The sequence below is a fragment of the Aridibaculum aurantiacum genome (assembly GCF_017355875.1).
In the GTDB taxonomy this organism is placed as follows: Bacteria; Bacteroidota; Bacteroidia; order Chitinophagales; family Chitinophagaceae; genus Segetibacter; species Segetibacter aurantiacus.
Genome location: NZ_JAFEWC010000001.1, coordinates 969,716 through 990,449, shown reverse-complemented (window position 1 = coordinate 990,449; position 20,734 = coordinate 969,716). Strand labels below are relative to the sequence as shown.

General features: G+C 42.2%; 23 protein-coding genes. 4 read left to right on the top strand and 19 right to left on the bottom strand.

Going from position 1 to position 20,734, the window contains the following annotated elements; genetic code table 11:
- Window positions 1-3: 3 nt before the first annotated feature.
- The 12 genes from nuoF to J4N22_RS04065 form a co-directional block, all read right to left on the bottom strand.
- On the bottom strand, window positions 4-1,350 hold the full coding sequence (nuoF, locus tag J4N22_RS04120; RefSeq protein WP_207492430.1) for an NADH-quinone oxidoreductase subunit NuoF: 1,347 nt from the start codon (window positions 1,348-1,350) through the stop codon (window positions 4-6).
- 88 nt (window positions 1,351-1,438) lie between these two features.
- Window positions 1,439-1,849, bottom strand: coding sequence for a VOC family protein (locus tag J4N22_RS04115; protein ID WP_207492429.1), 411 nt, complete (start codon window positions 1,847-1,849; stop codon window positions 1,439-1,441).
- Between the two features lie 16 nt (window positions 1,850-1,865).
- On the bottom strand, window positions 1,866-2,303 hold the full coding sequence (locus tag J4N22_RS04110; protein WP_207492428.1) for a nuclear transport factor 2 family protein: 438 nt from the start codon (window positions 2,301-2,303) through the stop codon (window positions 1,866-1,868).
- A 6-nt stretch (window positions 2,304-2,309) separates the two neighbouring features.
- Window positions 2,310-2,810, bottom strand: a complete 501-nt coding sequence (locus J4N22_RS04105) for an NADH-quinone oxidoreductase subunit NuoE family protein (RefSeq protein ID WP_207492427.1) — start codon at window positions 2,808-2,810, stop codon at window positions 2,310-2,312.
- A gap of 80 nt (window positions 2,811-2,890) precedes the next feature.
- A complete protein-coding gene (locus J4N22_RS04100; RefSeq protein ID WP_207492426.1) occupies window positions 2,891-4,129 on the bottom strand; it encodes an NADH-quinone oxidoreductase subunit D in 1,239 nt (412 codons plus the stop codon).
- Between the two features lie 89 nt (window positions 4,130-4,218).
- Window positions 4,219-4,809 (bottom strand): NADH-quinone oxidoreductase subunit C, encoded by a 591-nt coding sequence (locus tag J4N22_RS04095; RefSeq protein ID WP_207492425.1) that lies wholly within the window; start codon window positions 4,807-4,809, stop codon window positions 4,219-4,221.
- Between the two features lie 75 nt (window positions 4,810-4,884).
- Window positions 4,885-5,448, bottom strand: a complete 564-nt coding sequence (locus tag J4N22_RS04090) for an NADH-quinone oxidoreductase subunit B (protein WP_207492424.1) — start codon at window positions 5,446-5,448, stop codon at window positions 4,885-4,887.
- Window positions 5,449-5,702: 254 nt separating this feature from the next.
- A complete protein-coding gene (locus tag J4N22_RS04085; RefSeq protein ID WP_207492423.1) occupies window positions 5,703-6,104 on the bottom strand; it encodes an NADH-quinone oxidoreductase subunit A in 402 nt (133 codons plus the stop codon).
- Window positions 6,105-6,202: 98 nt separating this feature from the next.
- On the bottom strand, window positions 6,203-7,873 hold the full coding sequence (locus J4N22_RS04080; RefSeq protein ID WP_207492422.1) for a tetratricopeptide repeat protein: 1,671 nt from the start codon (window positions 7,871-7,873) through the stop codon (window positions 6,203-6,205).
- A 49-nt stretch (window positions 7,874-7,922) separates the two neighbouring features.
- Window positions 7,923-8,843 carry a PstS family phosphate ABC transporter substrate-binding protein gene (locus tag J4N22_RS04075; protein WP_207492421.1) on the bottom strand — a complete coding sequence of 307 codons (921 nt, stop codon included), beginning with the start codon at window positions 8,841-8,843 and terminating at the stop codon, window positions 7,923-7,925.
- A gap of 2 nt (window positions 8,844-8,845) precedes the next feature.
- Entirely contained in the window at window positions 8,846-9,076 is a 231-nt protein-coding gene (locus J4N22_RS04070) for a hypothetical protein (RefSeq protein WP_207492420.1), read from the bottom strand.
- 100 nt (window positions 9,077-9,176) lie between these two features.
- Window positions 9,177-9,998 carry an energy transducer TonB gene (locus J4N22_RS04065; protein WP_207492419.1) on the bottom strand — a complete coding sequence of 274 codons (822 nt, stop codon included), beginning with the start codon at window positions 9,996-9,998 and terminating at the stop codon, window positions 9,177-9,179.
- Window positions 9,999-10,187: 189 nt separating this feature from the next.
- Between J4N22_RS04065 and J4N22_RS04060 the strand changes: the two genes are divergently transcribed.
- Complete coding sequence (locus J4N22_RS04060) at window positions 10,188-10,685, top strand: hypothetical protein (protein ID WP_207492418.1); 498 nt, start codon at window positions 10,188-10,190, stop codon at window positions 10,683-10,685.
- A 77-nt stretch (window positions 10,686-10,762) separates the two neighbouring features.
- Here J4N22_RS04060 and J4N22_RS04055 read toward each other — a convergent pair whose 3' ends face one another.
- Genes J4N22_RS04055 through J4N22_RS04040 form a run of 4 tightly spaced genes read right to left on the bottom strand, consistent with a single transcriptional unit; the run spans window position 10,763 to window position 15,174 of the window.
- The gene (locus tag J4N22_RS04055) at window positions 10,763-11,794 is read right to left on the bottom strand and encodes a glycosyltransferase family 9 protein (RefSeq protein ID WP_242692055.1); all 1,032 of its coding nucleotides are present in this window, start codon (window positions 11,792-11,794) and stop codon (window positions 10,763-10,765) included.
- A 24-nt stretch (window positions 11,795-11,818) separates the two neighbouring features.
- The gene (locus tag J4N22_RS04050) at window positions 11,819-13,039 is read right to left on the bottom strand and encodes an MFS transporter (RefSeq protein WP_207492417.1); all 1,221 of its coding nucleotides are present in this window, start codon (window positions 13,037-13,039) and stop codon (window positions 11,819-11,821) included.
- A gap of 9 nt (window positions 13,040-13,048) precedes the next feature.
- Window positions 13,049-13,738 (bottom strand): DedA family protein, encoded by a 690-nt coding sequence (locus J4N22_RS04045; protein WP_207492416.1) that lies wholly within the window; start codon window positions 13,736-13,738, stop codon window positions 13,049-13,051.
- Between the two features lie 17 nt (window positions 13,739-13,755).
- Window positions 13,756-15,174, bottom strand: coding sequence for a dicarboxylate/amino acid:cation symporter (locus tag J4N22_RS04040; protein ID WP_207492415.1), 1,419 nt, complete (start codon window positions 15,172-15,174; stop codon window positions 13,756-13,758).
- Between the two features lie 144 nt (window positions 15,175-15,318).
- Between J4N22_RS04040 and J4N22_RS04035 the strand changes: the two genes are divergently transcribed.
- From J4N22_RS04035 to J4N22_RS04025, 3 genes are all read left to right on the top strand, one after another.
- Window positions 15,319-16,854, top strand: a complete 1,536-nt coding sequence (locus J4N22_RS04035) for an amino acid permease (RefSeq protein ID WP_242692054.1) — start codon at window positions 15,319-15,321, stop codon at window positions 16,852-16,854.
- Between the two features lie 209 nt (window positions 16,855-17,063).
- The gene (locus J4N22_RS04030) at window positions 17,064-17,774 is read left to right on the top strand and encodes a YebC/PmpR family DNA-binding transcriptional regulator (protein ID WP_207492414.1); all 711 of its coding nucleotides are present in this window, start codon (window positions 17,064-17,066) and stop codon (window positions 17,772-17,774) included.
- 63 nt (window positions 17,775-17,837) lie between these two features.
- Window positions 17,838-18,470, top strand: a complete 633-nt coding sequence (locus J4N22_RS04025; RefSeq protein WP_242692053.1) for a class I SAM-dependent methyltransferase — start codon at window positions 17,838-17,840, stop codon at window positions 18,468-18,470.
- A 126-nt stretch (window positions 18,471-18,596) separates the two neighbouring features.
- On the opposite strand, the gene J4N22_RS04020 is transcribed toward J4N22_RS04025, so the two are convergent.
- The 3 genes from J4N22_RS04020 to J4N22_RS04010 all read right to left on the bottom strand — a co-directional run bounded on the left by J4N22_RS04020 (window position 18,597) and on the right by J4N22_RS04010 (window position 20,656).
- Window positions 18,597-18,938: a T9SS type A sorting domain-containing protein gene (locus J4N22_RS04020; protein WP_207492413.1), complete on the bottom strand. Its 342-nt coding sequence runs from the start codon at window positions 18,936-18,938 to the stop codon at window positions 18,597-18,599.
- Between the two features lie 106 nt (window positions 18,939-19,044).
- The gene (locus tag J4N22_RS04015) at window positions 19,045-19,509 is read right to left on the bottom strand and encodes a redoxin domain-containing protein (RefSeq protein WP_207492412.1); all 465 of its coding nucleotides are present in this window, start codon (window positions 19,507-19,509) and stop codon (window positions 19,045-19,047) included.
- Window positions 19,510-19,621: 112 nt separating this feature from the next.
- Complete coding sequence (locus tag J4N22_RS04010; protein ID WP_242692052.1) at window positions 19,622-20,656, bottom strand: PorP/SprF family type IX secretion system membrane protein; 1,035 nt, start codon at window positions 20,654-20,656, stop codon at window positions 19,622-19,624.
- Window positions 20,657-20,734: the final 78 nt, after the last annotated feature.

The following is a 20,734-nucleotide window of genomic DNA, read 5'->3' as shown; positions in this document are numbered from 1 at the left end:
CATTTACACAGCTTGCAATTCATCCGCATAATGCGCCAATCCAAAATTCCTGGTCTGTGCTTCTTCTGCATGTGTTACGTGCCATTCAAATTCATCTCTGAAGTGGCGGATGGCTGCTGCTACTGGCCATGCGGCGGCATCGCCTAATGGACAGATGGTGTTTCCTTCAATCCTTCTCTGGATATCCCACAGCAGGTCTATGTCACTCAGCTTTCCTTTACCAAATTCCAGGTTGTACAATACACGCTTCATCCAGCCTGTACCTTCACGGCATGGGCTACATTGGCCACAGCTTTCGTGGTGGTAGAAGCGGGCTAAAGTCAATGTATGTTTTACAATACACTGGTCTTCGTCTAATACTTCAAAACCGCCAGAACCCATCATACTTCCGGTAGCGAAACCACCGTCGGCAAGACTCTCGTAGTTCATGTATCTTGTTTCGCCTTTTGCTGTTTTTAGCAGCAGGTTAGCAGGAAGAATAGGTACGGAAGAACCTCCCGGGATACAAGCTTTCAGTCTTTTGCCGTTAGGTATACCTCCGCAGTATTCGTCGCTGTAGATGAACTCTTCAACACTAACAGTCATGTCTATTTCATAGACACCTGGCTTGTTGATGTTGCCACACGCACTGATCAATTTTGTACCTGTTGATTTACCTACACCAATCTTTGCATACTCTTCGCCACCCATGTTCATGATTGGAACAATAGCGGCTAAGGTCTCAACATTGTTAACCACTGTAGGGCAATCCCACAATCCTTTAATAGCCGGGAACGGAGGTTTGATACGTGGATTACCACGCTTCCCTTCCAGGCTTTCAATCAATGCAGTTTCTTCACCACAGATATAAGCACCTGCTCCTCGCTGCACATAGATCTGGCAGTCGAAGCCGGTTCCTAGAATATTTTTACCGAGCCATCCGTTTTGGTTGGCTTCAGCAATAGCTTGTTCGAGTATGTCTACAATCCATGCATATTCACCGCGGATGTAGATGTAGGTCCTGTTACTGCCAAGTGCAAAGGATGATACAATCAATCCTTCGATGAGCAGGTGAGGAATGAACTCCATCAGGTACCTGTCCTTAAATGTTCCAGGCTCACTCTCATCTGCATTGCACACCAGGTAACGAGGCACACCTTCCGGCTTAGCCAAAAAGCTCCACTTCAATCCTGTTGGGAAACCCGCACCACCACGGCCACGAAGACCGCTCTTCTTCACCTCCTCAACTATATCATTCGGTGACATTTTGAACGCTTTTTCTACCGCTGCATATCCGCCATTTTTGCGGTACGCATCGTAAAAGCGAATGCCTTCAATGTGATCGTTTGCTAATAATAATTTTTGCGCCATTTTTATAAAAAGAATGAAAAATGCAAAATGTAAAATGCAAAACGGCTTGCTTCTACTTTTTACTTTTTCATTTTTAATTTTTCATTTATCACCCTTGCTTATCGTAATTAAACATCCAGTTGATACCAAACTTGTCGGTGAGCATTCCGAAGCGTGCTCCCCAGAAAGTATCATTCAGTGGCATGGTTTCCCTGCCTCCTTCTTTCAAAGCATTGAACACTTTTTCCTGCTCTTCTGCAGTACCAAAGTTGATGCTCAAGTGAACCTTGCCACCATCAACTTCTGTTGGTGCGCCCTGGCCACTGTCGCTTGCCATGATCATAATTCCTTTCGCAACAAAAATGGCATGCATCACCTGCTGCTTGTCTACAGCCATATCTGCTGCCGGTGAACCTTCAAATCGCATCAGCTCTTTTATTTCACCATCCAAACATTTCGCATAAAAGTTCAGCGCTTCTTCGCAGTTGCCGTTGAATATGATGTAAGGCGTCAGGTTCATAACTTCTAAAATTTTACTATTTAGGATTTATTCTTACCGCCTGCCGAGCAAGCAACATCCATCTTCCTTTTTCTTTTCCCCAAACTTGCAGGATGTGCAGGTTCAAAGGAGTTTCTGTTCCTTTATCTACCGTAGTGGCACGTAAGACATGCCTTACTACAGCTGTTCTGCTTCTATGTATCTGAACACTTATGCGTTCTAAAGAAATAGCTTTATAACTAGCCGTATTCGCAACCGCATCCTTAACCATCAGTTGCTTGTCTTCTATATTTCCACCAGAATGACCGTAGCTGGCTTTGTCACTTATGAGGCTAACAATGACAGCACTATCCTTGGTTTCAAAAATTGCTCTATTCAGTTGTTCAACCCGCTGCCAAACCTGCTCTTCTTTAGCTTGTGAAAATGCAAGTAAACTCAACATGCAGAGTACAACAAGAAGGGAAAGTTTCTGCATAGTTTATTAATTATTTGAAGCAGCAAAATTCCTGCATTCAGAAATGATCTGGTCCACCTTTTCTGGTGTCAGGTGTTCTTTATAAATCTTCCCTAGTTGCATCATGGGAGCATAACCACAAGCACCCAGGCATTCAACAACTTTAAGTGTAAACATTCCATCTTCTGTTGTTTCACCTACTCCTATGTTCAACTTCTCTTTTATGTAGTTGATTATATTGTCAGCGCCTCTTACCATACAAGGACCTGTCTGGCAAACTTCAAATACATAACGCCCTACAGGTTTAAGATTGTACATGCTATAAAAGGTAGCCACTTCATACACCTCTATCGGAGTGATGTTGAGTAACTCAGCCACGTAATCCATTACCGGTACATCCAGCCAGCCACCAAATTCTTCCTGCGCAAGGTGAAGCACAGGAAGCAAAGCGCTCTTCTGCTTTCCTTCAGGATAACGTTCTATTATCTCTTTTACTTTATCAAGCTTGTACTGAGAAAATTGTATCATTTATAATGCAAAATGTAAAATGTAAAATGAAAAAGCCTGAGGCTGCCGTTTTACATTTTTAATTTTAAATTTTTCATTTTTTAAGCGTCCATCTCTCCAGCAATCAAATTCAGCGAGCTCATAACAATGATAGCATCGCTTAGCATGCTGCCTTTTGTTAGTTCGCTGAAAGCCTGGTAGTAGATAAAACAAGGCCTGCGGAAGTGCAGCCTGAATGGTGCACGTCCTCCATCACTTATCAGGTAAAATCCTAGTTCGCCATTACCGCCTTCTACTGCATGGTACACTTCCCCGGCAGGCATATCAATCTCACCCATGATGATCTTGAAGTGATAAATCAATGCTTCCATTTTAGTGTACACATCTTTTTTGGCCGGTAGGTAATACTCAGGCACATCAGCATGGTAAACATCAGCTGCTGTTCCTTTCATATCCTGCACCTTGCGGTAAGCTGCTTCTATCAGTTTCAGGCTCTCCCACATCTCCTGGTTGCGCACCAGGAACCTGTCATATACATCACCAGTTTTACCAACCGGTATATTGAAATCAAAGTCTTCGTAGCTGGAGTAAGGCGTATGCACACGTACATCGTAATCCACACCTGCAGCACGCAGGTTAGGACCTGTAAATCCATAATTCAAAGCCCTTTCTGCACTTATAGGACCCGCACCCATTGTACGCTCCATGAAGATGCGGTTACGTGCAAACAGGTTTTCAAATTCCTTTAGAACTGCTGGATATTCTTTCAGGAATTTCTCCAGTTTTCTAAAAGCTATATCATTGAAATCTCTTTCAAAACCACCTATACGACCAATATTGGTTGTAAGCCTTGATCCGCAAACTTCTTCGTATATCTCATAGATCAACTCGCGGTACTGCATTACATACAAGAAGCCGGTAAAGGCACCAGTATCCACACCAATCACCGAGTTACAAATCAAGTGATCAGAGATACGTGCCAGTTCCATAATAATAATACGCAGGTAATCAACACGCTTAGGAGTTTGCACACCTAATAACTTTTCGCAGGTAAGGTGCCAGCCCATATTATTGATCGGGCTGCTGCAATAGTTAAGGCGGTCCGTTAGCGGCGTTATCTGGTACAGCGGACGGCGCTCAGCAATCTTTTCAAAAGCACGATGGATATACCCTACCGTCTGCTCTGCAGAAACGATACGCTCACCATCCAGCTCTAGTATATTTTGAAACACACCATGCGTGGCTGGGTGCGTTGGCCCCAAATTAAGAGTAGTTGTAGTCTTCTCTATACTTCCATCCGGAAGCCGCACATGATGTTTCTGTTGTTCTGCTAAATTCATATCATTAAAAATGTAAAACGTAAAATGTAAAACCAGCACTCCCGGAAATTCACATCACGTTTCTAATTTTTACTTGTACATTTTTTCTTTTACACAGGATAAGTATCCTTTCCCTGTTCACTCTCTGGTATCGTATTCCCTTGGTCGTCGTTTATGTTGCCATAGTCGTAGTGACCACCTCTTCCAAACATCTCATCGTCTTTATCTATCCTGGTCTGGTCTTCCATTGGATACTCCTTCCGCATAGGGAAGTAATCCATCTCATCCACATTCAATATTCTGCGCAGATCCGGATGACCAACGAAGTTCACTCCAAAGAAATCATACGTTTCTCTTTCCATCCAATTAGCACTTGCATATAATGCAGTTGCACTATATACATCAGGTGTTTCTATATTGGTGAAAACCTTGAAACGCAAACGTATGTTGTCGACCAGGTTATGAAGATGATAAACAACAGCTAACTCTTCGCCTTTCCTGTCAGGATAATGAACAGCAGTGATATCTGTCAGGAATTGAAACCGCAGCTCCTGGTCGTCGTATAAAAACTGAAGCACCTTAAGGTTTAATTCTTTAGGTGCTATGAAAGTCAGGAAACCATAAGGTTCTTCAAATCCTGAAAGACTGTCGCCAAAATTCTCCTGCAGGCGTTGTATTACATGTTGATTAGTCAAACTCATTTTTTCACTTTAAAACGAAGAAGCTGGCAATTTTATCAGGCCTAAAGCCTATTCTAAAAATGCCAGGCTTTCAGTTTATTCTATTCCGTAGCTGCTCATCAGCTCTTTGTATCTTTCGCTACCACGCCTTCTCAATTCTTCTTTACCTACCAGGTCCTGGATGCGCAGTACGCCATCAATAATAGCTTCAGGACGCGGAGGACAACCAGGAACGTATACATCCACAGGGATCACCTGGTCTATACCTTGTAATACACTGTAGCTATCGAATATTCCACCTGAACAAGCACAAGCACCTACTGCCATCACCCAACGAGGTTCAGCCATTTGCAGGTATACTTGTTTTACAACAGGGGCCATCTTCTTTGCAATAGTTCCCATTACCATCAACAGGTCGCACTGGCGTGGCGAGAAGCCCAATCTTTCGCTACCAAAGCGCGACAGATCGTAATGACTACCCATTGTAGCCATGAACTCAATACCACAACAACTGGTTGCAAAAGGAAGCGGCCAGATAGAATTTTTACGAGCTAAACCCACTACTTCTTCTAAACGGGTTGCCGAAAATCCTTCTCCCATGTAGCTGGCAGGTGATTCTAGTGCCTTTTCATTTATATTAAATCTTACCGGACGAGCCATATCTTTTTCATTTTATCTCTAAACAACCACAAAAACCATTCTTTGTTTCTTCAGGAAGTTGTAAATGAAATTCTGTGAACCAAAATGGGCACAAAAATAGTATAAGCAGCTGAATTAGAGGTAAAATGATTTAGTTAATAAAACGTTTCACTGCTTAACAAACTTCCAGAATTCTATAACCAACTGATATTTTTTGCAGATCCAAAAGTCTATAAAAACAAAAAGCAGGAATTCCTGCTTTTATATATAATGTTTTAATCTTCCCATTGCAAAGCACCCTTCTTAATGACGTAGTAGAAGCCTGCCAGAAAGAAACTAACAAACATAGCCACTGCACCAAATCCTTCCCAGCCTAATTCTCTAAAATTTACAGCATAAGGATAGAAGAAGATGATCTCTACATCAAACAAAACAAAGAGGATAGCTACCAGGAAATACTTTACAGCCATTGGCTGCCTTGCATTACCCACTGCTTCAATTCCACTTTCAAAGTTTGCCAGTTTATCGCTGGTATTCCTTTTGGGCCCCAAAAGGTGCGTCATCAGCATCATTAAGGCAACAAATCCTATAGCAAAAAACAATTGAATACCTATAGGTAAATAATTAACAGCCGAGTTGGCTTCATCACCAGTGATAGCAGCTTGTAAAAAATACATGCACTTGATTTAGGTGGCAAAAATAAGGTGATGCAGGTACATCCTAAAATAAAAACTCCCCGCAAAAACTTGCGGGGAGCTATATAGGAACTTAAAATTTATCCTTTCTTCTTAGGAGCTGCCTTTGGAGCCGCTTTAGGTCCTGCAACTGCTCTTTCTAATGGAGCTTTAGCTTGAGAAGCAAAAGCATCGTTAGGATCGATAGCCAGGATGCGGTTCACAATTTCAAGCGCAGTTCCGTAGTTCTTCAACCTGTCTGAAGCTACAGTAGCCATGTAGTAGTATTCTCTTTTAATCTTATCTACATTTTTAGCTGCATCTTGCTTGGTTAGGAAATCAATATACATTTCTACCTCATCAAAAGCATTGTTAGATACTGTATCAGCTGCTTTAGCTGTACGTACCAACAGTGAGTAACCATATTCCTGGTCAGGATACTTAGCTATGTAAGCACGGCTCATGCTATCTGCTGCAGTGTATTGACGTGCCCTGATTGCTGCATCAGCAAAAATATACATGTCCCTGTTGGTAAGCGGCTGCTTTACAGTAGCCAATCTTCTCATCCAGTTAAGTTGCTCACCATATTGTCCAGCCTTACCCAATGCATCGCTGATAGTAGTGATGTAAGATATCTTTCCAGAAGTGGTTGTATCTGCTGCCATAGCTTTTTCTAAAAAAGAAGTAGCCTTTGTTTCTTCACCAGGAAACTTCAACATCAGCATACCAGCCAGTTCGTAGTCAGCAGGCTGTATTTTTTCAGCCGCTGCTGTAGAAAGATAGCTTTCAATGCTTCTCCTAGCCTGCAAGCTGTCACCCAGCCTGTCGTAGTTATAAGCATACAATACTTTCATACGAGGATAGTCTTTACAAATACCTGCCTCCAGCTCTTTTGCTTTATTCAGTGACTCCTGGTATTTACCAGCACGGAACAAGTAGTCAGCGTAGAAGAACTCAGTTTCGCAATTCCTGTCAGAATTAGCAATATATTTCTCCAGGTATTCTCTTGCTTTATTTACATCGCGGTTAGCGTAGTAGTTGTACAGCTCCAGGTAACCAGGACCATAATTAGGATCGCTGGTAACAGCCTGGTTGTAGTACTCAAGGAACCTTTCGGTATTACCCTGGCTCTGGAAGATCTTACCTAAGCGAAATCTTGCCCTTGCATTGTTTGCTTGTACGCGAATAGCATTTGTGAAAGCCTCGTAAGCATCACCGCCGCGGTCGCTACCTATTTTCAGGTAGTTGATACCAAGGTTGATAAATGCATCTACATTATTAGGATCCAGTTGGACTGCTCTTTTCAGCTTTTCAACAGCATAAATAGGATCTCCTATTGTACTTGGGCCATCAGCATTAGCACGACCAATAGCTGTAAGAATGTTTACATCTTCAACATTCTCCCTTTTTACCTTACGCATGCTGTTTGTGATAGCTGATTCAAACCTTTGACGGGCTGCATCTTTCTGACCTTGCAACATTTCCACATGGCCCATACCAACCCAAATGATCGGGTCGTTCACGCCAGCGTTCAATGCATTCTGGTAAACCGTTCTTGCTCCTGCTACATCATCATTTGCCAGGTGGGTTTGACCCAGCCAATATATAGCTTCGGCATTTTTAGGATTTGCTGAAATTAATTTATCTAAAGTGGCTCTGGCACTGGTTGTACGTCCATAGTACAATGATTGCTTTGCCTCATCTATCGTTTGTGCAACAAGTGTTTGTGCTGCCATTACTAGCGATAGGATGAAAAATGAGAGTCTCTTCATGTTCGTAGTGTTACTTGTTTTTGTAGTTGTTGTTTTTCTTTGATGGTTATTATTCGGTAAGGTTTGTTCTCCTTCTGTTAAATTGCATTTGCATTGGTACAAGTAAAGCTCTTCTAAATATTAACTGCCCTCTTTCCAGCGTCATAAAATTTACTAATCCAGAACCTAAACCTGAGAAGTTTTCCTTAAGCACATAGTGCAAGCCACGTACCAAAGGGTATTGCCGAAACATAATTGTTTGTTGTGATGGGCGGGCAAATTCATCACTTTCACAATAGTTTTTACATTCCAGCAGCGCCATCTTTACTTTTTGCAGCGCCTGCTCTTGTTGTTGCGATTGAGGGTTTGTTACCCAGCTTACGCCCACAAAACCAATAGCACCAGGTGTGGTTGCAATATAATTGATTAGGTCTTCACTACTTTTTGCTCCGGTTACATTTTTACCAAGTGGTTTACCTTGTAGCACCGAGTCTATCAAATACCTGACGGTGCTTGTTGCAGAGTTACCATCTACTGCCACATTTAGATTCTTTTTGCTGGTACCAAGCAGTAGCGCACGTATTTCATCAAGTGTAAAAACACTGTCGGCTTGGGAAGTGTTCACTACCACTGCCACGGCGTCTTCGGCCACTTCATCGTATACCGGCCGGTACTTAAGTTTTTCCTGGTAAAATTTGTCTTCTCCAGCAGTAAGTCCCCTGGATATTACTATCATCCTGGTGCTATCATTTTGCAGATCACGCAGGCATTCCGCCTCGGGCTTGTATTCGGCAATAACGGTAGCATTAGGATAAGCTGAATGAAAAACTTTCAACTGCTCTTGCATTACCGGTTGAAAGCTTTCGTCAACACTTATTCGTATTCTACCCTTTGATGTTGTCTCTCGTATTTCTTCGTTTTTGTTGCTGGTGTTATTACAACTAACTGTAAGAAATGAAACGAGTATGATAAATGATAAGATTTTTTTCATTCCTAGTAGTCTTTCCTGAATCCACGGTACAATCTCCATGCGCCATACACCATGCACAATCCTCCAAAAATTCGCCTGATGGTTTCGTCAAATCCTTCCATATCCAATCCGAGCTTTTCGGGGAAAAACATTAGTAAGCCTACACCTATATACAAGATGCCCATAGCAAAATCAAGCGTGGAGCGCATCATTGTATATCCTTTCGATCTGTTTTGCCTGTTTTCGTTTTCCATTATTAAAAGGTGTTGCGCAATATAAATTATTTTGTTAGAAGCTTTAGTGGAAACAGTCAAGCAACTGCAAGTAAAATGTTATAACGTTAGAAGTTTTCTATCAATTCTGGCCTACGAACGTAACAGGCAGTTGAAAATATACCGGAACATATCTACCGTTCTGCCTGCCTGGTTTCCACCTTGGCATTTTCTTCACTACACGTAAAACTTCTGTTTCCAAACCTGCTCCTGTTTCTAATACCTGCAATTGGTTGATAGCACCTTCTGCATCCACTACAAATTTTATTCTTACTACAACTTTCTGACCATCCTCCAGGTCCTCAGGGTGCCTAAGGTGACGCAGTAAAAACTTGTGTAGTGCAGCCACTCCACCCGGAAACTCAGGCATCTCTTCAGCGATCGTTAATGGCTGCATTTCTTTAGGTGCTTCTTCCTCTATAATCTTGGCAATTGTTCCTCCTTCTACGCCATCAGATGGTGGCAATAACGGAGGACCATCTCTACCATCTACACCATCTACATCCACCACTCCAATCACCCTCTCCTCTAGTTCGCGCTGGGTTTTTACATCTTTATCAGCCATGTGATCCGGAACTATCTTGATAGAAGGATTAGCTACTTGTGCTATTTGTTTTGGTGCTACCGGCTTTACATGCTTCACAATTTTCTTTTCAGGCAACTCAACGTCCTGGATCTTTACATCTACCACAGGTATGGTCACTGCTTTCTGATGATCTGGATCTTGTTTTCCATTTACAGATTTCAAGAACACTAATAGTAAAACAAAGGCCAATGTAAAAAGCATTGCTTTAGCCATGCGGCTGTTGTACTCTTTGCGGAGCTTATACGCACCATATTCCTGGTTGCGGTTGTAAAAAATAATATCTAAAAGATCGCTTTGAAGAATCACTTCGGGTTTCATAACAACTGGTTTTTAGTTTGATTAATGTTGTGTAGAACCCGGCGCCGTGGTTTGATCTTTAGATGCTGCTGCTGTAAATTTTCCATAAACTTTAAACAGGTGCAGCTTTACTGGCTGCTTCTATAGTTCCGATTATGATCATTTGTATTGGCACTATATTTTAGTATTTACAGAAAATAATTCCTGAATATGAGAATATTATCATCTATCGCTGGTGGGTTTGCAGGAGCCTGCGCAGTTACACTTTTAAATGAACTCGTAAAAAGATATGATAAAGAGGCTCCACGGATAGATCTGCTGGGGCAGGAAGTTGTAGCTGAAGCGCACGAGGCTTTTGACTCCGAGGTGCCTCCACAAAACCAACTGTACAAAGAGGCATTAAGTGCAGACCTGCTTAGCAATACCATCTACTTTAGTATTGCGGGTGCCAACGATAAACAACCTGAAGTGCAAGGTGGCATGCAAGGAATACTTGCAGGACTTAGTGCTGTTTATGCGCCTGGACTATCCAATGCACTAAATGCAAAACATACCGGTGAAACTGATAAAAAGAAGATTCTCACCACTGCTTACTATTTTATTGGTGGTGTGGTAGCAGGAAAAGTAATGCATTGGATCAATGACCTTTTGGATGAACAGAATGAAGGTGGGAATAAATTACTGAAGAAGTTGAACGCCGACATCTAAAATACCTGTAGCTACTGCTGCTACTTATACAAATCTTTTTGCTGAAGGTGAAATGGTAACTGCTCTTGATGCTGTTATTATTTCACTTTTGCTATTGCACGCATAACCATCTCTTGTATATCGTGTTTCTCCATGCATTTAAAATGTCCTAAAGGGCAACGACTGTAGCCAATTTTACTGCACGGCCTGCACCACAAGTTTTTCACCTCCATCCTATCTTCGGTTTGAGAAGCGAAACCATAAAAAGGTGTCATACCAAACGAAGGAACCGTATTGCCCCACACGCTGATGATGGGTTTTTTAAAAGCAGCAGCAATATGCATCAATCCTGTGTCATGCGTTACCACCAGCTTTGCCCGCCGCACCAGGTCGGCACTTTCATTCAAAGTAAACTTGCCGCATGAGTTGTAAACCTTCACATCATCTACAGCCGCTATAGCATCACCATCTTTTCTATCTTCAGGTCCGCCTAGTAGAATAATTGGATAGTCTATGCTTTTGCAAAACTCCTGCAGCTTGTGAATGGGCAGCTTTTTGGTGTTATGCGCTGCGCCTATCACTACGGCTATGTAGCCAAAATAATGAGAGTGTGGTATGTGATCATCCGGCACATGATCGTGCTTTCCAAGAAAATAATCCAATCCTTGACCATCATTTTTTACCCCAAGCGGTTTAACTGTATCTAAATATCGATCTACAATATGAACCTTGGGAAGCAGGTTTATTTTCAATGCTGTCAGCAGCCACTTGTGTAGGTTCAGTTTATTGAAAGAATATGACTTAGCCTTTAGAGCCCGCTTCACCTTTAGAGTACGCAGGTTGTGGTGCAGATCAATAATGAAGTCAAAATTTTGCTGCTGCAGTTCTTTTATCAAATTCGGCAGGTCGTCCTGTAGAAGGTGCAGTTTATCAATGTATGGGTTGTGCTCCAATATGTGGCGGTAAGCGTACTTGGTTACATAATGCACTTCGGCATTTTGCACCTGTTGTTTTACACATCGTATAATCGGTGTGGTAAGCACAATGTCGCCGATAGAACTAAAGCGAATGATGAGGATCTTCACCGGCTTTTGCGCCACCTTTTCATCTATAGTTTCCTTTTCCTGCATCAGCTATTTTTCTAATTGATACTGCTATTTCTCTACGAAGTTCAGGTCTTTTCCAAAAGTTTCTTTTGTAAAATAAGCTGCTGTAATAGTAATAACCATTATGATTGCTCCAGTGATTATTCCACCGGTTATATAATCAGTTGCCTCTCTTAGCCATTTAAACAGAATGATGATCAGAGGCAGCGATCCCCGAACCATATTAGGAACAGTGGTAGCTGCAGTAGCTCTGATGTTGGTGCCAAATTGTTCGGCAGCCATGGTTACAAAAATTGCCCAGAAGCCGGTACCAAAACCCAGACCTGCGCAGATAAAGTACATCTGCGATGCAGAACCATCGCGCTGGATAAAGAAAAGTCCCATGAACAGGATGGTCAGACCGTAGAAAATGTACAAGGCTTTTTTCCTGCTGCGAAGCCACTGGCTCACCAGTCCTATCAATATATCCCCAATAGAAATTCCAACATAAGCAAACATGATGGCGCGTCCCGGATCGACTGGTTCTGTAATACCAAATTCTACAGCAAAATTGTTAGAGAAGGTAACCAGCACCCCAATTACAAACCACGTTGGCAGGCCAATAAGGATACATTTTATATAAGTATAAAAGCGGCTACGTTTGTTGAAGAACATAAGAATGTTTCCGCGCTGCACGTTCATCTCTTTGATGCTTTTGAACATGCCACTTTCAAACACGCTAACACGCAGTATGAGCAGCAGCAGTCCCATGCCGCCACCAATGTAGTAGCAGGTTCGCCAATCAAATTCGCGTGAAGTATAATAAGCCACCACTGCGCCGGTCAAGCCTATACCCGCCACCATAGATGTTCCTATTCCACGCTTTTCTTTTGACAGTAATTCAGAAACCAATGTGATACCTGCACCTAACTCACCCGCTAAACCAATACCTGCAATAAAACGAAGCAGCGCATACTGGTTTACCGTTTGCACCATACCATTAGCTATGTTAGCAAGAGAATAAAGAAGAATAGAACCAAACAACACGCTAAGCCTTCCTTTGCGGTCGCCCATGATGCCCCACAATATGCCTCCTATCATCAGCCCGGCCATTTGCATGCTGATGATGAACTCACCAACGGTACGTATAGCTTCTTCGCTCAGTCCTAAAGAGCGCAAACTGGGAATGCGGACAATGCCGAACAGCAGCAGATCGTAGATATCTACAAAATAACCTAAGGCACCTACAATTACAGGAATAGAGAAGATACCATAAGCAGGCTTATTCATGGAAGCAAGTTATTTAGGCAGATCGTCAACAGTGGTCTTTGTTTTACCAAACACAAGCTTGATAATAACAGGAACCGTAGTTACAGCAACAATACAAAGCACAATGATCTCGAGGTGCGACTTCAGGTCGAAGTTGAATTGTTTAAGGAAAAATGTATATAAAAAGTGACCGGCAACAATCATACTCACCACCCATGCTATACATCCCACTACATTGAAAAAAGCAAACTTCTTTTTGTCCATGCCTACTATACCTGCTACTATAGGAGCAAATGTGCGGATGATAGGCAGGAACCTTGCAAATATGATAGCTCCGCCACCATGCTTATCGTAGAAGTCCTTTGCCTGGAACAGGTACTTCTTCTTGTAGAAAAAGGTATCTTTTCTTCTAAAGAGGTAAGGGCCACTTTTACTACCAAACCAGTAGCCAACTGTATTACCAATCACACCGGCTACGGTTATTAAAGCCATTAGAACCAGCAGGGCCATGTATTCATTATTGGTAGTAATGATCTCGTTGGCAAGTTCAAAACTATAAATGCCTGCAACAAACAGCAGGCTGTCGCCAGGCAGGAAGAAACCCGCAAATAAACCAGTCTCGGCAAATACAATAAAGAGCAGTAACCACAAGCCACCATTCTGTATATAAAACTCCGGGTTCAGAAGGTCACGAAACGTGACCAGGAATATATCAAACATATTTATTCAGTAAAATCTTAATCAATATCTATTATAGGGTCTACATTTCCTTCCAGTGAATTTTCCCACTTGCTTACTACAGCGGTAGCAATACTATTACCAATTACATTGGTAGCACTTCTGCCCATATCAAGCAATGGATCTATGCCTAATAATAAGGCCAATCCTGCTTCTGGTATATTGAATGTTGCCAAAGTACCAGCAATAACTACCAGCGAAGCACGTGGCACACCAGCTATACCTTTACTTGTAAGCATTAGTACCAGCAGCATACTTACCTGTGTACCAAAATCAAGTTGGATGCCGTAGGACTGCGCAATGAATAACGAAGCAAATGTCATGTACATCATACTGCCATCCAAATTGAATGAATAACCCAGCGGCAATACAAAACTCACAATCTTATCCTTACATCCAAATCGCTCCAGTTCCATCATCGTTTTAGGAAATGCAGCCTCACTACTTGATGTACTAAATGCAAGTATGGCAGGCTCACGAACACGCTTTACCAGAGTAATTACTCTTTTACCTATAAACAGACCACCTGCCAGCATGAGCACCAGCCACAATATGAGTAGCCCCAGGTAAAATTCACCAATGAATATGGAATAAGTGGTAAGAATGCCTATACCTTGTTTTGCAATGATAGCTGTCATAGCTCCAAAAACAGCCAGCGGCGCAAGGTTCATCACGTAGCCTGTTACTTTTAAAATAACATGCGCAATAGCATCAAAGGCTTTTATAACCAATTGGCCTGGTTCGCCTATAGCTGCTGTAGCCACACCAAAAAACAATGAAAACACTACAATCTGCAGTATCTCATTTTTGGCCATAGCTTCAAATACACTGGCAGGGAAGATATGATACAGGAAATCCTTTAGGCTAAATACAGCTCTTTTGATCCCAGTTTCCTCGCCTAACTCAGGCACAGGCAAGTTCATAGCAATACCGGGTTGAAATATATTTACCAGCACCATACCCAGCGCCAGGCTAAGTAATGATGCAGACACGAACCATAACAAAGTCTTTCCACCAATTCTACCTACAGCTTTTATATCGCCAACTTTAGCTACACCTACCACCAACGTACTAAATACAAGTGGCGCTACAATCATTTTTATAAGGCGAAGGAAGATGTCGGCAAGTATAGAAAAAGGTTCTACTTTTTTATCGCGGGCAGCAAGCACTTCATTTTTTATAGAAGCTTGCTCGGCCTTTTGTGCCAGCAGCGAACGAAATGCTGCCGAAGTAGTATCCGTTGCATTCCTGATAGAGGAATTCAGCTCTTTCAGTTTTGCTTCTGAAGTGGCGAGTGTGGTGTTCTCTTCAGCTACGTAGTTTAGGTTGAGAAAAAATCCTAATCCAATTCCAAGTACTAAAGCTATTATTATATACAGTGTAAGCCTGTTCTTTTTTGACGGCTGCGAATCGTGCATGTATCTACTTTGTTTGGCGTGCAATATAGTATTTAAAATGAAAGCCTTGCAGCCTTGTAAAGACAGCTGAAATGGCAAAAGAAAAATAGGCTGTTTTGAATAAATCCTTATTTTGGCAGCTAATAAAAAAACCTATACACCTTTATGAGTTTATTTGCAAGGAAACCCCTGGACCAGATAATGGCGCAGGCTGCTGATAGCGAAAAGGGATTGAAAAGAACCCTTGGCGCCGGCAACCTGGTAGCACTTGGTATTGGTGCCATTATTGGTGCTGGTCTTTTTGTCCGTACAGCCGCAGCTGCAGGGCAGGCTGCAGGACCTGCTGTTACAATATCGTTTATTATAGCTGCTGTTGGTTGTGCATTTGCCGGTTTATGTTATGCCGAATTTGCTTCTATGATCCCTATTGCCGGTAGTGCGTATGCCTACTCGTACGTAACCATGGGTGAGTTGGTAGCATGGATCATCGGCTGGGCCTTGATTATGGAATATGCACTGGGTGCCGCTACTGTTTCTATTGCATGGAGTGAATATTTAAACAAGCTGTTAGGAGGCGGCATTCCCTATGAATGGTCCCACTCCCCTTTTGAGAGTTTTACTGATACTGCCGGAATAACACACCAGGGTATCATTAATGCTCCAGCCTTAGTTATATTGTTTTTGCTCACACTTCTTCTAATCAGGGGGACACAAGAGAGTGCTTTGGTAAATGCTATCATTGTATTTATCAAAGTTGCCATTGTTGTATTATTCATTGCTATCGGCTGGCAATTCATAAAGCCTGAACACCACACACCATACCTGATACCAGAAGGTACACCACCTGTACTAGATAATGCAGGCAAAGAAATCGTGAATTACAATGGTTTCTTCAAACACGGATGGGGTGGTATACTTGGAGGAGCAGCCATAGTATTCTTTGCGTTTATTGGTTTTGATGCCGTAAGTACTGCTGCGCAGGAAGCTAAAAATCCTAAACGTGATATGCCTATTGGTATCCTAGGATCATTATTGGTTTGTACTATTCTTTATCTCCTTTTTGGACACGTACTTACAGGTGTAGCACCATGGACAGATTTTGTAGATCCTGAAAAAGGTCGTGAAGCATCTGTAGCCTATGCTATTTCAAAATATATGATTGGCTATGAGTGGCTTTCCACAGCTGTTACAATAGCTATTCTTGCTGGTTTCTCTTCTGTTATCCTTGTGATGCTGATGGGACAAAGCCGTATCTTTTATACCATGAGCAATGACGGGCTTATTCCTAAAGCTTTTGGAGAAATACATCCTAAGTACAAAACACCTTACAAAGCCAACTGGATACTGTTTGTATTCGTAGGATTATTTGCTGCTTTTGTACCAGGTCACGTAGCTGGTGATCTTACCAGCTTTGGAACCTTGTTTGCATTTGTACTGGTAAGTATTGGTGTTTGGATATTACGCGTTAAAGCACCAGAAATCAAAAGACCTTTCAGAACACCAGCTGCACCGGTTGTATCATTCTTAGGTGCCATCATTTGTGCTGGTATGATCATAGCCATCGATAGCCGCACGTTACAGGTAGCTTTTGGTTGGATGATCTTAGGGTTGTTGGTCTATTTCTTATATAGCAGAAAAAACAGCAAACTGAGAGTGCCGGGAGATATTCTTCCTCACGCATCCGATTTCGAAAAGAAATAAATACTAACCGCCTTCGGGCGGTTTTTTATTTTCAGCCATAAATGTATTTTCGCAGCGCTTAAAACCGGTTAGATATAGTTGGGAACAAGCTTTTGTAACCTCACCTGGCATCGTTGTGTCACTCACTTGTACTGCACCGCGTTGTGCAGCACTTCCGGCAGCAACCAGGTTCTAATCAACCATTATTTCATCTAAATAATAAACCCTGTATGGGAAGGATATTCGAAGTACGTAAATCAACCATGTTTGCCCGTTGGGACCGCATGGCCAAACAATTTACCCGCATTGGAAAAGAAATAGCTATCGCTGTAAAAGCTGGCGGACCCGATCCTGATGTTAACCCTGCACTTCGCCGTTGTATGATCAACGCCAAGGGCGTAAACATGCCTAAGGACCGTGTAGAAGCAGCCATCAAAAGAGCGCTGGGCAAGGACATCACCAACTACGAGGAAGTAGTGTATGAAGGTTATGGCCCTCATGGTGTAGCCATCATGGTAGAAACAGCTACTGATAATCCTACCCGTACCGTTGCCAATGTACGCATGCATTTCAGGAAGAGCGATGGCAGCCTTGGCACCAGTGGCTCTGTAGCTTTTACCTTCAATCGCATGGGCGAATTCAAGATAAAGAATGAAGGGCTGGACATGGAAGAACTGGAGCTGGAGCTGATTGATCATGGACTAGAAGAGATAGGAGAAGATGAAGAAGGCAACATCATCCTGCGCACGCCCTACGAAGAATTTGGCACAATGAGTAAAGCCTTGGATGAAAAAGGAATTACAGCATTGAGTGCAGAGCTTACACGTATTCCTACCACTACTGTAGAACTACCCGAAGACCAGGCAAAAGAAGTATTAGAATTGGTAGACCGCCTGGAGCAGGACGAAGATGTTCAGAAGGTATACCACAACCTGAAATAAAAACATTGGGAAGTGCAGCGAAAGCTGCACTTTGAATATCTGCTTAAAAACTTTTTCAATAACATGATGAACGTTAAAGAAGCATACAACATCTGGGCAGATCAGTACGATACCAATGAAAATAAAACAAGGGACCTGGAGGCGATATCGCTAAGAACAACCTTAAGCAAGATCGACTTCAGTAGTTGTTTGGAGGTTGGCTGTGGAACTGGTAAGAATACTGAATGGCTGGTTACAAAAGCTGATCATGTAACAGCTATTGACCTTTCTGAAGAAATGCTTTCAAAAGCAAAAAGTAAGGCTATACCAGGTAAAGTAAATTTTATACAAGCTGACATAACCCGCGACTGGAGTTTTGCAAGTGAGCAGGAGTTTGACCTGGTAACCTTCAGCCTTGTACTGGAGCATATAGAAAACCTGGACGAGGTTTTTGAAAAGGTAAATCGGGTGACCAAAGCCAATGCCTTTGTTTATGTAAGTGAATTACATCCTTTCAAACAATATAGCGGCTCCAAAGCCCGCTTCGAAACCGAAGAAGGATTGAATGTGGTTACTTGCTTCAACCACCATATATCCGACTTTACGTCAGCAGCCCGAAACAATGGCTTCAGCATAGTAGAAGTAGAAGAATACTTCGATGACAACAACAGGAATGGATTACCCAGAATCCTGACGCTGGTTTTTAAGAAGAATTAGTTCGAACCAGATAAAATAAAAAGACCCGACCTGGCAAACTAATCAAAAAGTTGCTGGATCGGGTCTTCCCTTTTAATGGGAACTATAATTACCTGGAAGCTATGTTTTAAGAAAATACCTGCGCTATTACTTCACCTGGAATTTGCCTGACTCAACTACTTTACCCGTACGGTCGCGTAACTGGTAGATGTACACGCCACGGAAGTAATCATTTAGAGGAATAGTCGTTTTATGGGCAATTTCAACTGCTTCAAATACTTTTTTACCTACAAAATTGTAGATCTGCAAAGTATAGCCCCTTTCAGAGCGGTCAAGAAGTTCGAAATGAATGACTGTAGTTGCAGGATTTGGGTAAAACTTTACAGCTTTTACCGACATAAGCTCCGGGTGCGCATCTATACCTTTGCCAGCTTGCGCATTGGCAAAAAGTGAAAAGCTCAATAATAAGATTAAGTAGATATATTTCATACGCTCACCCTCAATAAAATAAAATTAGGTATTTACTGCACACCATGCAAAAGTTTAGCCAGAAATCACCCACATATGTGATAGATGGCTTAAGTATAACGTGCCCTTATCCCTTTAATTGCTCAAGCAACTGATTAATTTTTGCGAAATCAGGCAGGTCGCCGGCGTTGGCACAAACCTCCGCATATTGCACCACTCCTTCTTTATCAATCACAAATGCAGCTCTTTTGCTTACACCTTGCATGCCGAATGCAAACGTATCGTATAGTACATCAAAGGCACGTGACGCCTCCTTGTTAAAGTCGCTGAGTAAAGGAAAATTTAAGCCCTGCTCTTCTTTGAATTTGGCAAGTGTGTAGAGCGAGTCTACAGATATGCCATAAACTGTTGCATTGAGGTTCTTGTACCGCATTATGTCATCCCTGATTCCACACAGCTCAGCTGTACAAACGCTGGTAAACGCCAGGGGGAAAAACAACAACAACGCATTTGTGCCTAATTGATTGAGCGAAACCTCCTGCTTTTCGGTATTGAATAAAGTGATTGCCGGTACTTTTTGTCCTACTTCCATTGCTTTTGTTGTTAAGTGAGCAAAATAGTCTTAAATGATCAACAGGAAAAAAATCATCCAATAAGAAAAGGTTTCTCTTTTGGAGAAACCTTAAAGCTTGTAATATTTAATCTTAGAACCTTGGGCAAACTACCGCATTCCTGGTGCTGTTATCCCTGTCGAAAAAACCAGAATAGGTTACTGACAATTCCATCCCGCCCCTGCTCTGGCTGGCAGTTTTTAGAGCACTTACATTCACATCATAACTAAGGGCTATAGAAAATGGATTGTAATCAAGTTTTACTACCGGAATGATTGCATCTTTCCACCTTAGGAAAGCGCCAAAATGCACGGTATACAATGGGCTATCATAATCTTCTCCGCCTAATTTATAGGAATACAATGCTCCACCTATTGTTTCAGAATAAGAACCTTGAACCGTATGATCTGCCTGCAAGGTGAAATAAGAAGTTTCGTTAAGTGCATACCGAACACCCGCAGAGGCTACCCACTTCGCGTTCATTTCAATTTCAGGATTCTTGTAAAAGGAGTTCTTGGGATTATTGAAATGGTGATAAGCCACACCCAGGTAGTAATTATCTTCTTCATTGGCACCCATCGAGCTATTGAACGACAATCCTACGCTTCCATCCACATAGGTATAATTCGGATTTAGGAAAGTCTCTCCATCTGCCAAGGATGGATTGTATCCACGACCATCAAAATGATTGTTCGTTGTCATTTTACTACGATCGATCCTGCGCTGCACTAGTCCACCCATGAAACCAAGCGATAAATATTTGGTCCTGTCTGAGCTTAAAGATTTATGGTAGTTAACAGCAGGCAAAACGCTCGATGTAGTAAAGTTGGTTGTTCCAGCTTTATCGTAAACCACCTGGAGACCTGTGGTGATAAAATCGTCGCCACGGCCAATTGGTTTTTTGTATTCAAAATTGAATGAACCCGTATTGTACGGAACTGTAACACTGCCCCACTGGCTGCGGTACACCCCCTGGAAGCGTATGTCTCCTGAAAAGATACCAGCAAGAGAAGGATTACGTAATAGTGGCGCCTCGAAGAACTGTGAAAAGTGCACGTCCTGTGCACCGGCCGCAGTAGCTATAACTATAGCAACAGCAACCATGAAAAGCCTGGTTAAAGTGGTCATATTGACGGATATTGGATAAGTGTATAACGCACCATTTGCTCTTTTATTGGAAAACAACAGAGATTTCCTTCAACATGT

Excerpts from the sequence above, each read along its gene's own strand:
- nuoF (WP_207492430.1), bottom strand. The coding sequence starts at position 1,350 with ATGGCGCAAAAATTATTATTAGCAAACGATCACATTGAAGGCATTCGC.
- J4N22_RS04115 (WP_207492429.1), bottom strand. The coding sequence starts at position 1,849 with ATGAACCTGACGCCTTACATCATATTCAACGGCAACTGCGAAGAAGCG.
- J4N22_RS04110 (WP_207492428.1), bottom strand. The coding sequence starts at position 2,303 with ATGCAGAAACTTTCCCTTCTTGTTGTACTCTGCATGTTGAGTTTACTT.
- J4N22_RS04105 (WP_207492427.1), bottom strand. The coding sequence starts at position 2,810 with ATGATACAATTTTCTCAGTACAAGCTTGATAAAGTAAAAGAGATAATA.
- J4N22_RS04100 (WP_207492426.1), bottom strand. The coding sequence starts at position 4,129 with ATGAATTTAGCAGAACAACAGAAACATCATGTGCGGCTTCCGGATGGA.
- J4N22_RS04095 (WP_207492425.1), bottom strand. The coding sequence starts at position 4,809 with ATGAGTTTGACTAATCAACATGTAATACAACGCCTGCAGGAGAATTTT.
- J4N22_RS04090 (WP_207492424.1), bottom strand. The coding sequence starts at position 5,448 with ATGGCTCGTCCGGTAAGATTTAATATAAATGAAAAGGCACTAGAATCA.
- J4N22_RS04085 (WP_207492423.1), bottom strand. The coding sequence starts at position 6,104 with ATGTATTTTTTACAAGCTGCTATCACTGGTGATGAAGCCAACTCGGCT.
- J4N22_RS04080 (WP_207492422.1), bottom strand. The coding sequence starts at position 7,873 with ATGAAGAGACTCTCATTTTTCATCCTATCGCTAGTAATGGCAGCACAA.
- J4N22_RS04075 (WP_207492421.1), bottom strand. The coding sequence starts at position 8,843 with ATGAAAAAAATCTTATCATTTATCATACTCGTTTCATTTCTTACAGTT.
- J4N22_RS04070 (WP_207492420.1), bottom strand. The coding sequence starts at position 9,076 with ATGGAAAACGAAAACAGGCAAAACAGATCGAAAGGATATACAATGATG.
- J4N22_RS04065 (WP_207492419.1), bottom strand. The coding sequence starts at position 9,998 with ATGAAACCCGAAGTGATTCTTCAAAGCGATCTTTTAGATATTATTTTT.
- J4N22_RS04060 (WP_207492418.1), top strand. The coding sequence starts at position 10,188 with ATGAGAATATTATCATCTATCGCTGGTGGGTTTGCAGGAGCCTGCGCA.
- J4N22_RS04055 (WP_242692055.1), bottom strand. The coding sequence starts at position 11,794 with ATGCAGGAAAAGGAAACTATAGATGAAAAGGTGGCGCAAAAGCCGGTG.
- J4N22_RS04050 (WP_207492417.1), bottom strand. The coding sequence starts at position 13,039 with ATGAATAAGCCTGCTTATGGTATCTTCTCTATTCCTGTAATTGTAGGT.
- J4N22_RS04045 (WP_207492416.1), bottom strand. The coding sequence starts at position 13,738 with ATGTTTGATATATTCCTGGTCACGTTTCGTGACCTTCTGAACCCGGAG.
- J4N22_RS04040 (WP_207492415.1), bottom strand. The coding sequence starts at position 15,174 with ATGCACGATTCGCAGCCGTCAAAAAAGAACAGGCTTACACTGTATATA.
- J4N22_RS04035 (WP_242692054.1), top strand. The coding sequence starts at position 15,319 with ATGAGTTTATTTGCAAGGAAACCCCTGGACCAGATAATGGCGCAGGCT.
- J4N22_RS04030 (WP_207492414.1), top strand. The coding sequence starts at position 17,064 with ATGGGAAGGATATTCGAAGTACGTAAATCAACCATGTTTGCCCGTTGG.
- J4N22_RS04025 (WP_242692053.1), top strand. The coding sequence starts at position 17,838 with ATGATGAACGTTAAAGAAGCATACAACATCTGGGCAGATCAGTACGAT.
- J4N22_RS04020 (WP_207492413.1), bottom strand. The coding sequence starts at position 18,938 with ATGAAATATATCTACTTAATCTTATTATTGAGCTTTTCACTTTTTGCC.
- J4N22_RS04015 (WP_207492412.1), bottom strand. The coding sequence starts at position 19,509 with ATGGAAGTAGGACAAAAAGTACCGGCAATCACTTTATTCAATACCGAA.
- J4N22_RS04010 (WP_242692052.1), bottom strand. The coding sequence starts at position 20,656 with ATGACCACTTTAACCAGGCTTTTCATGGTTGCTGTTGCTATAGTTATA.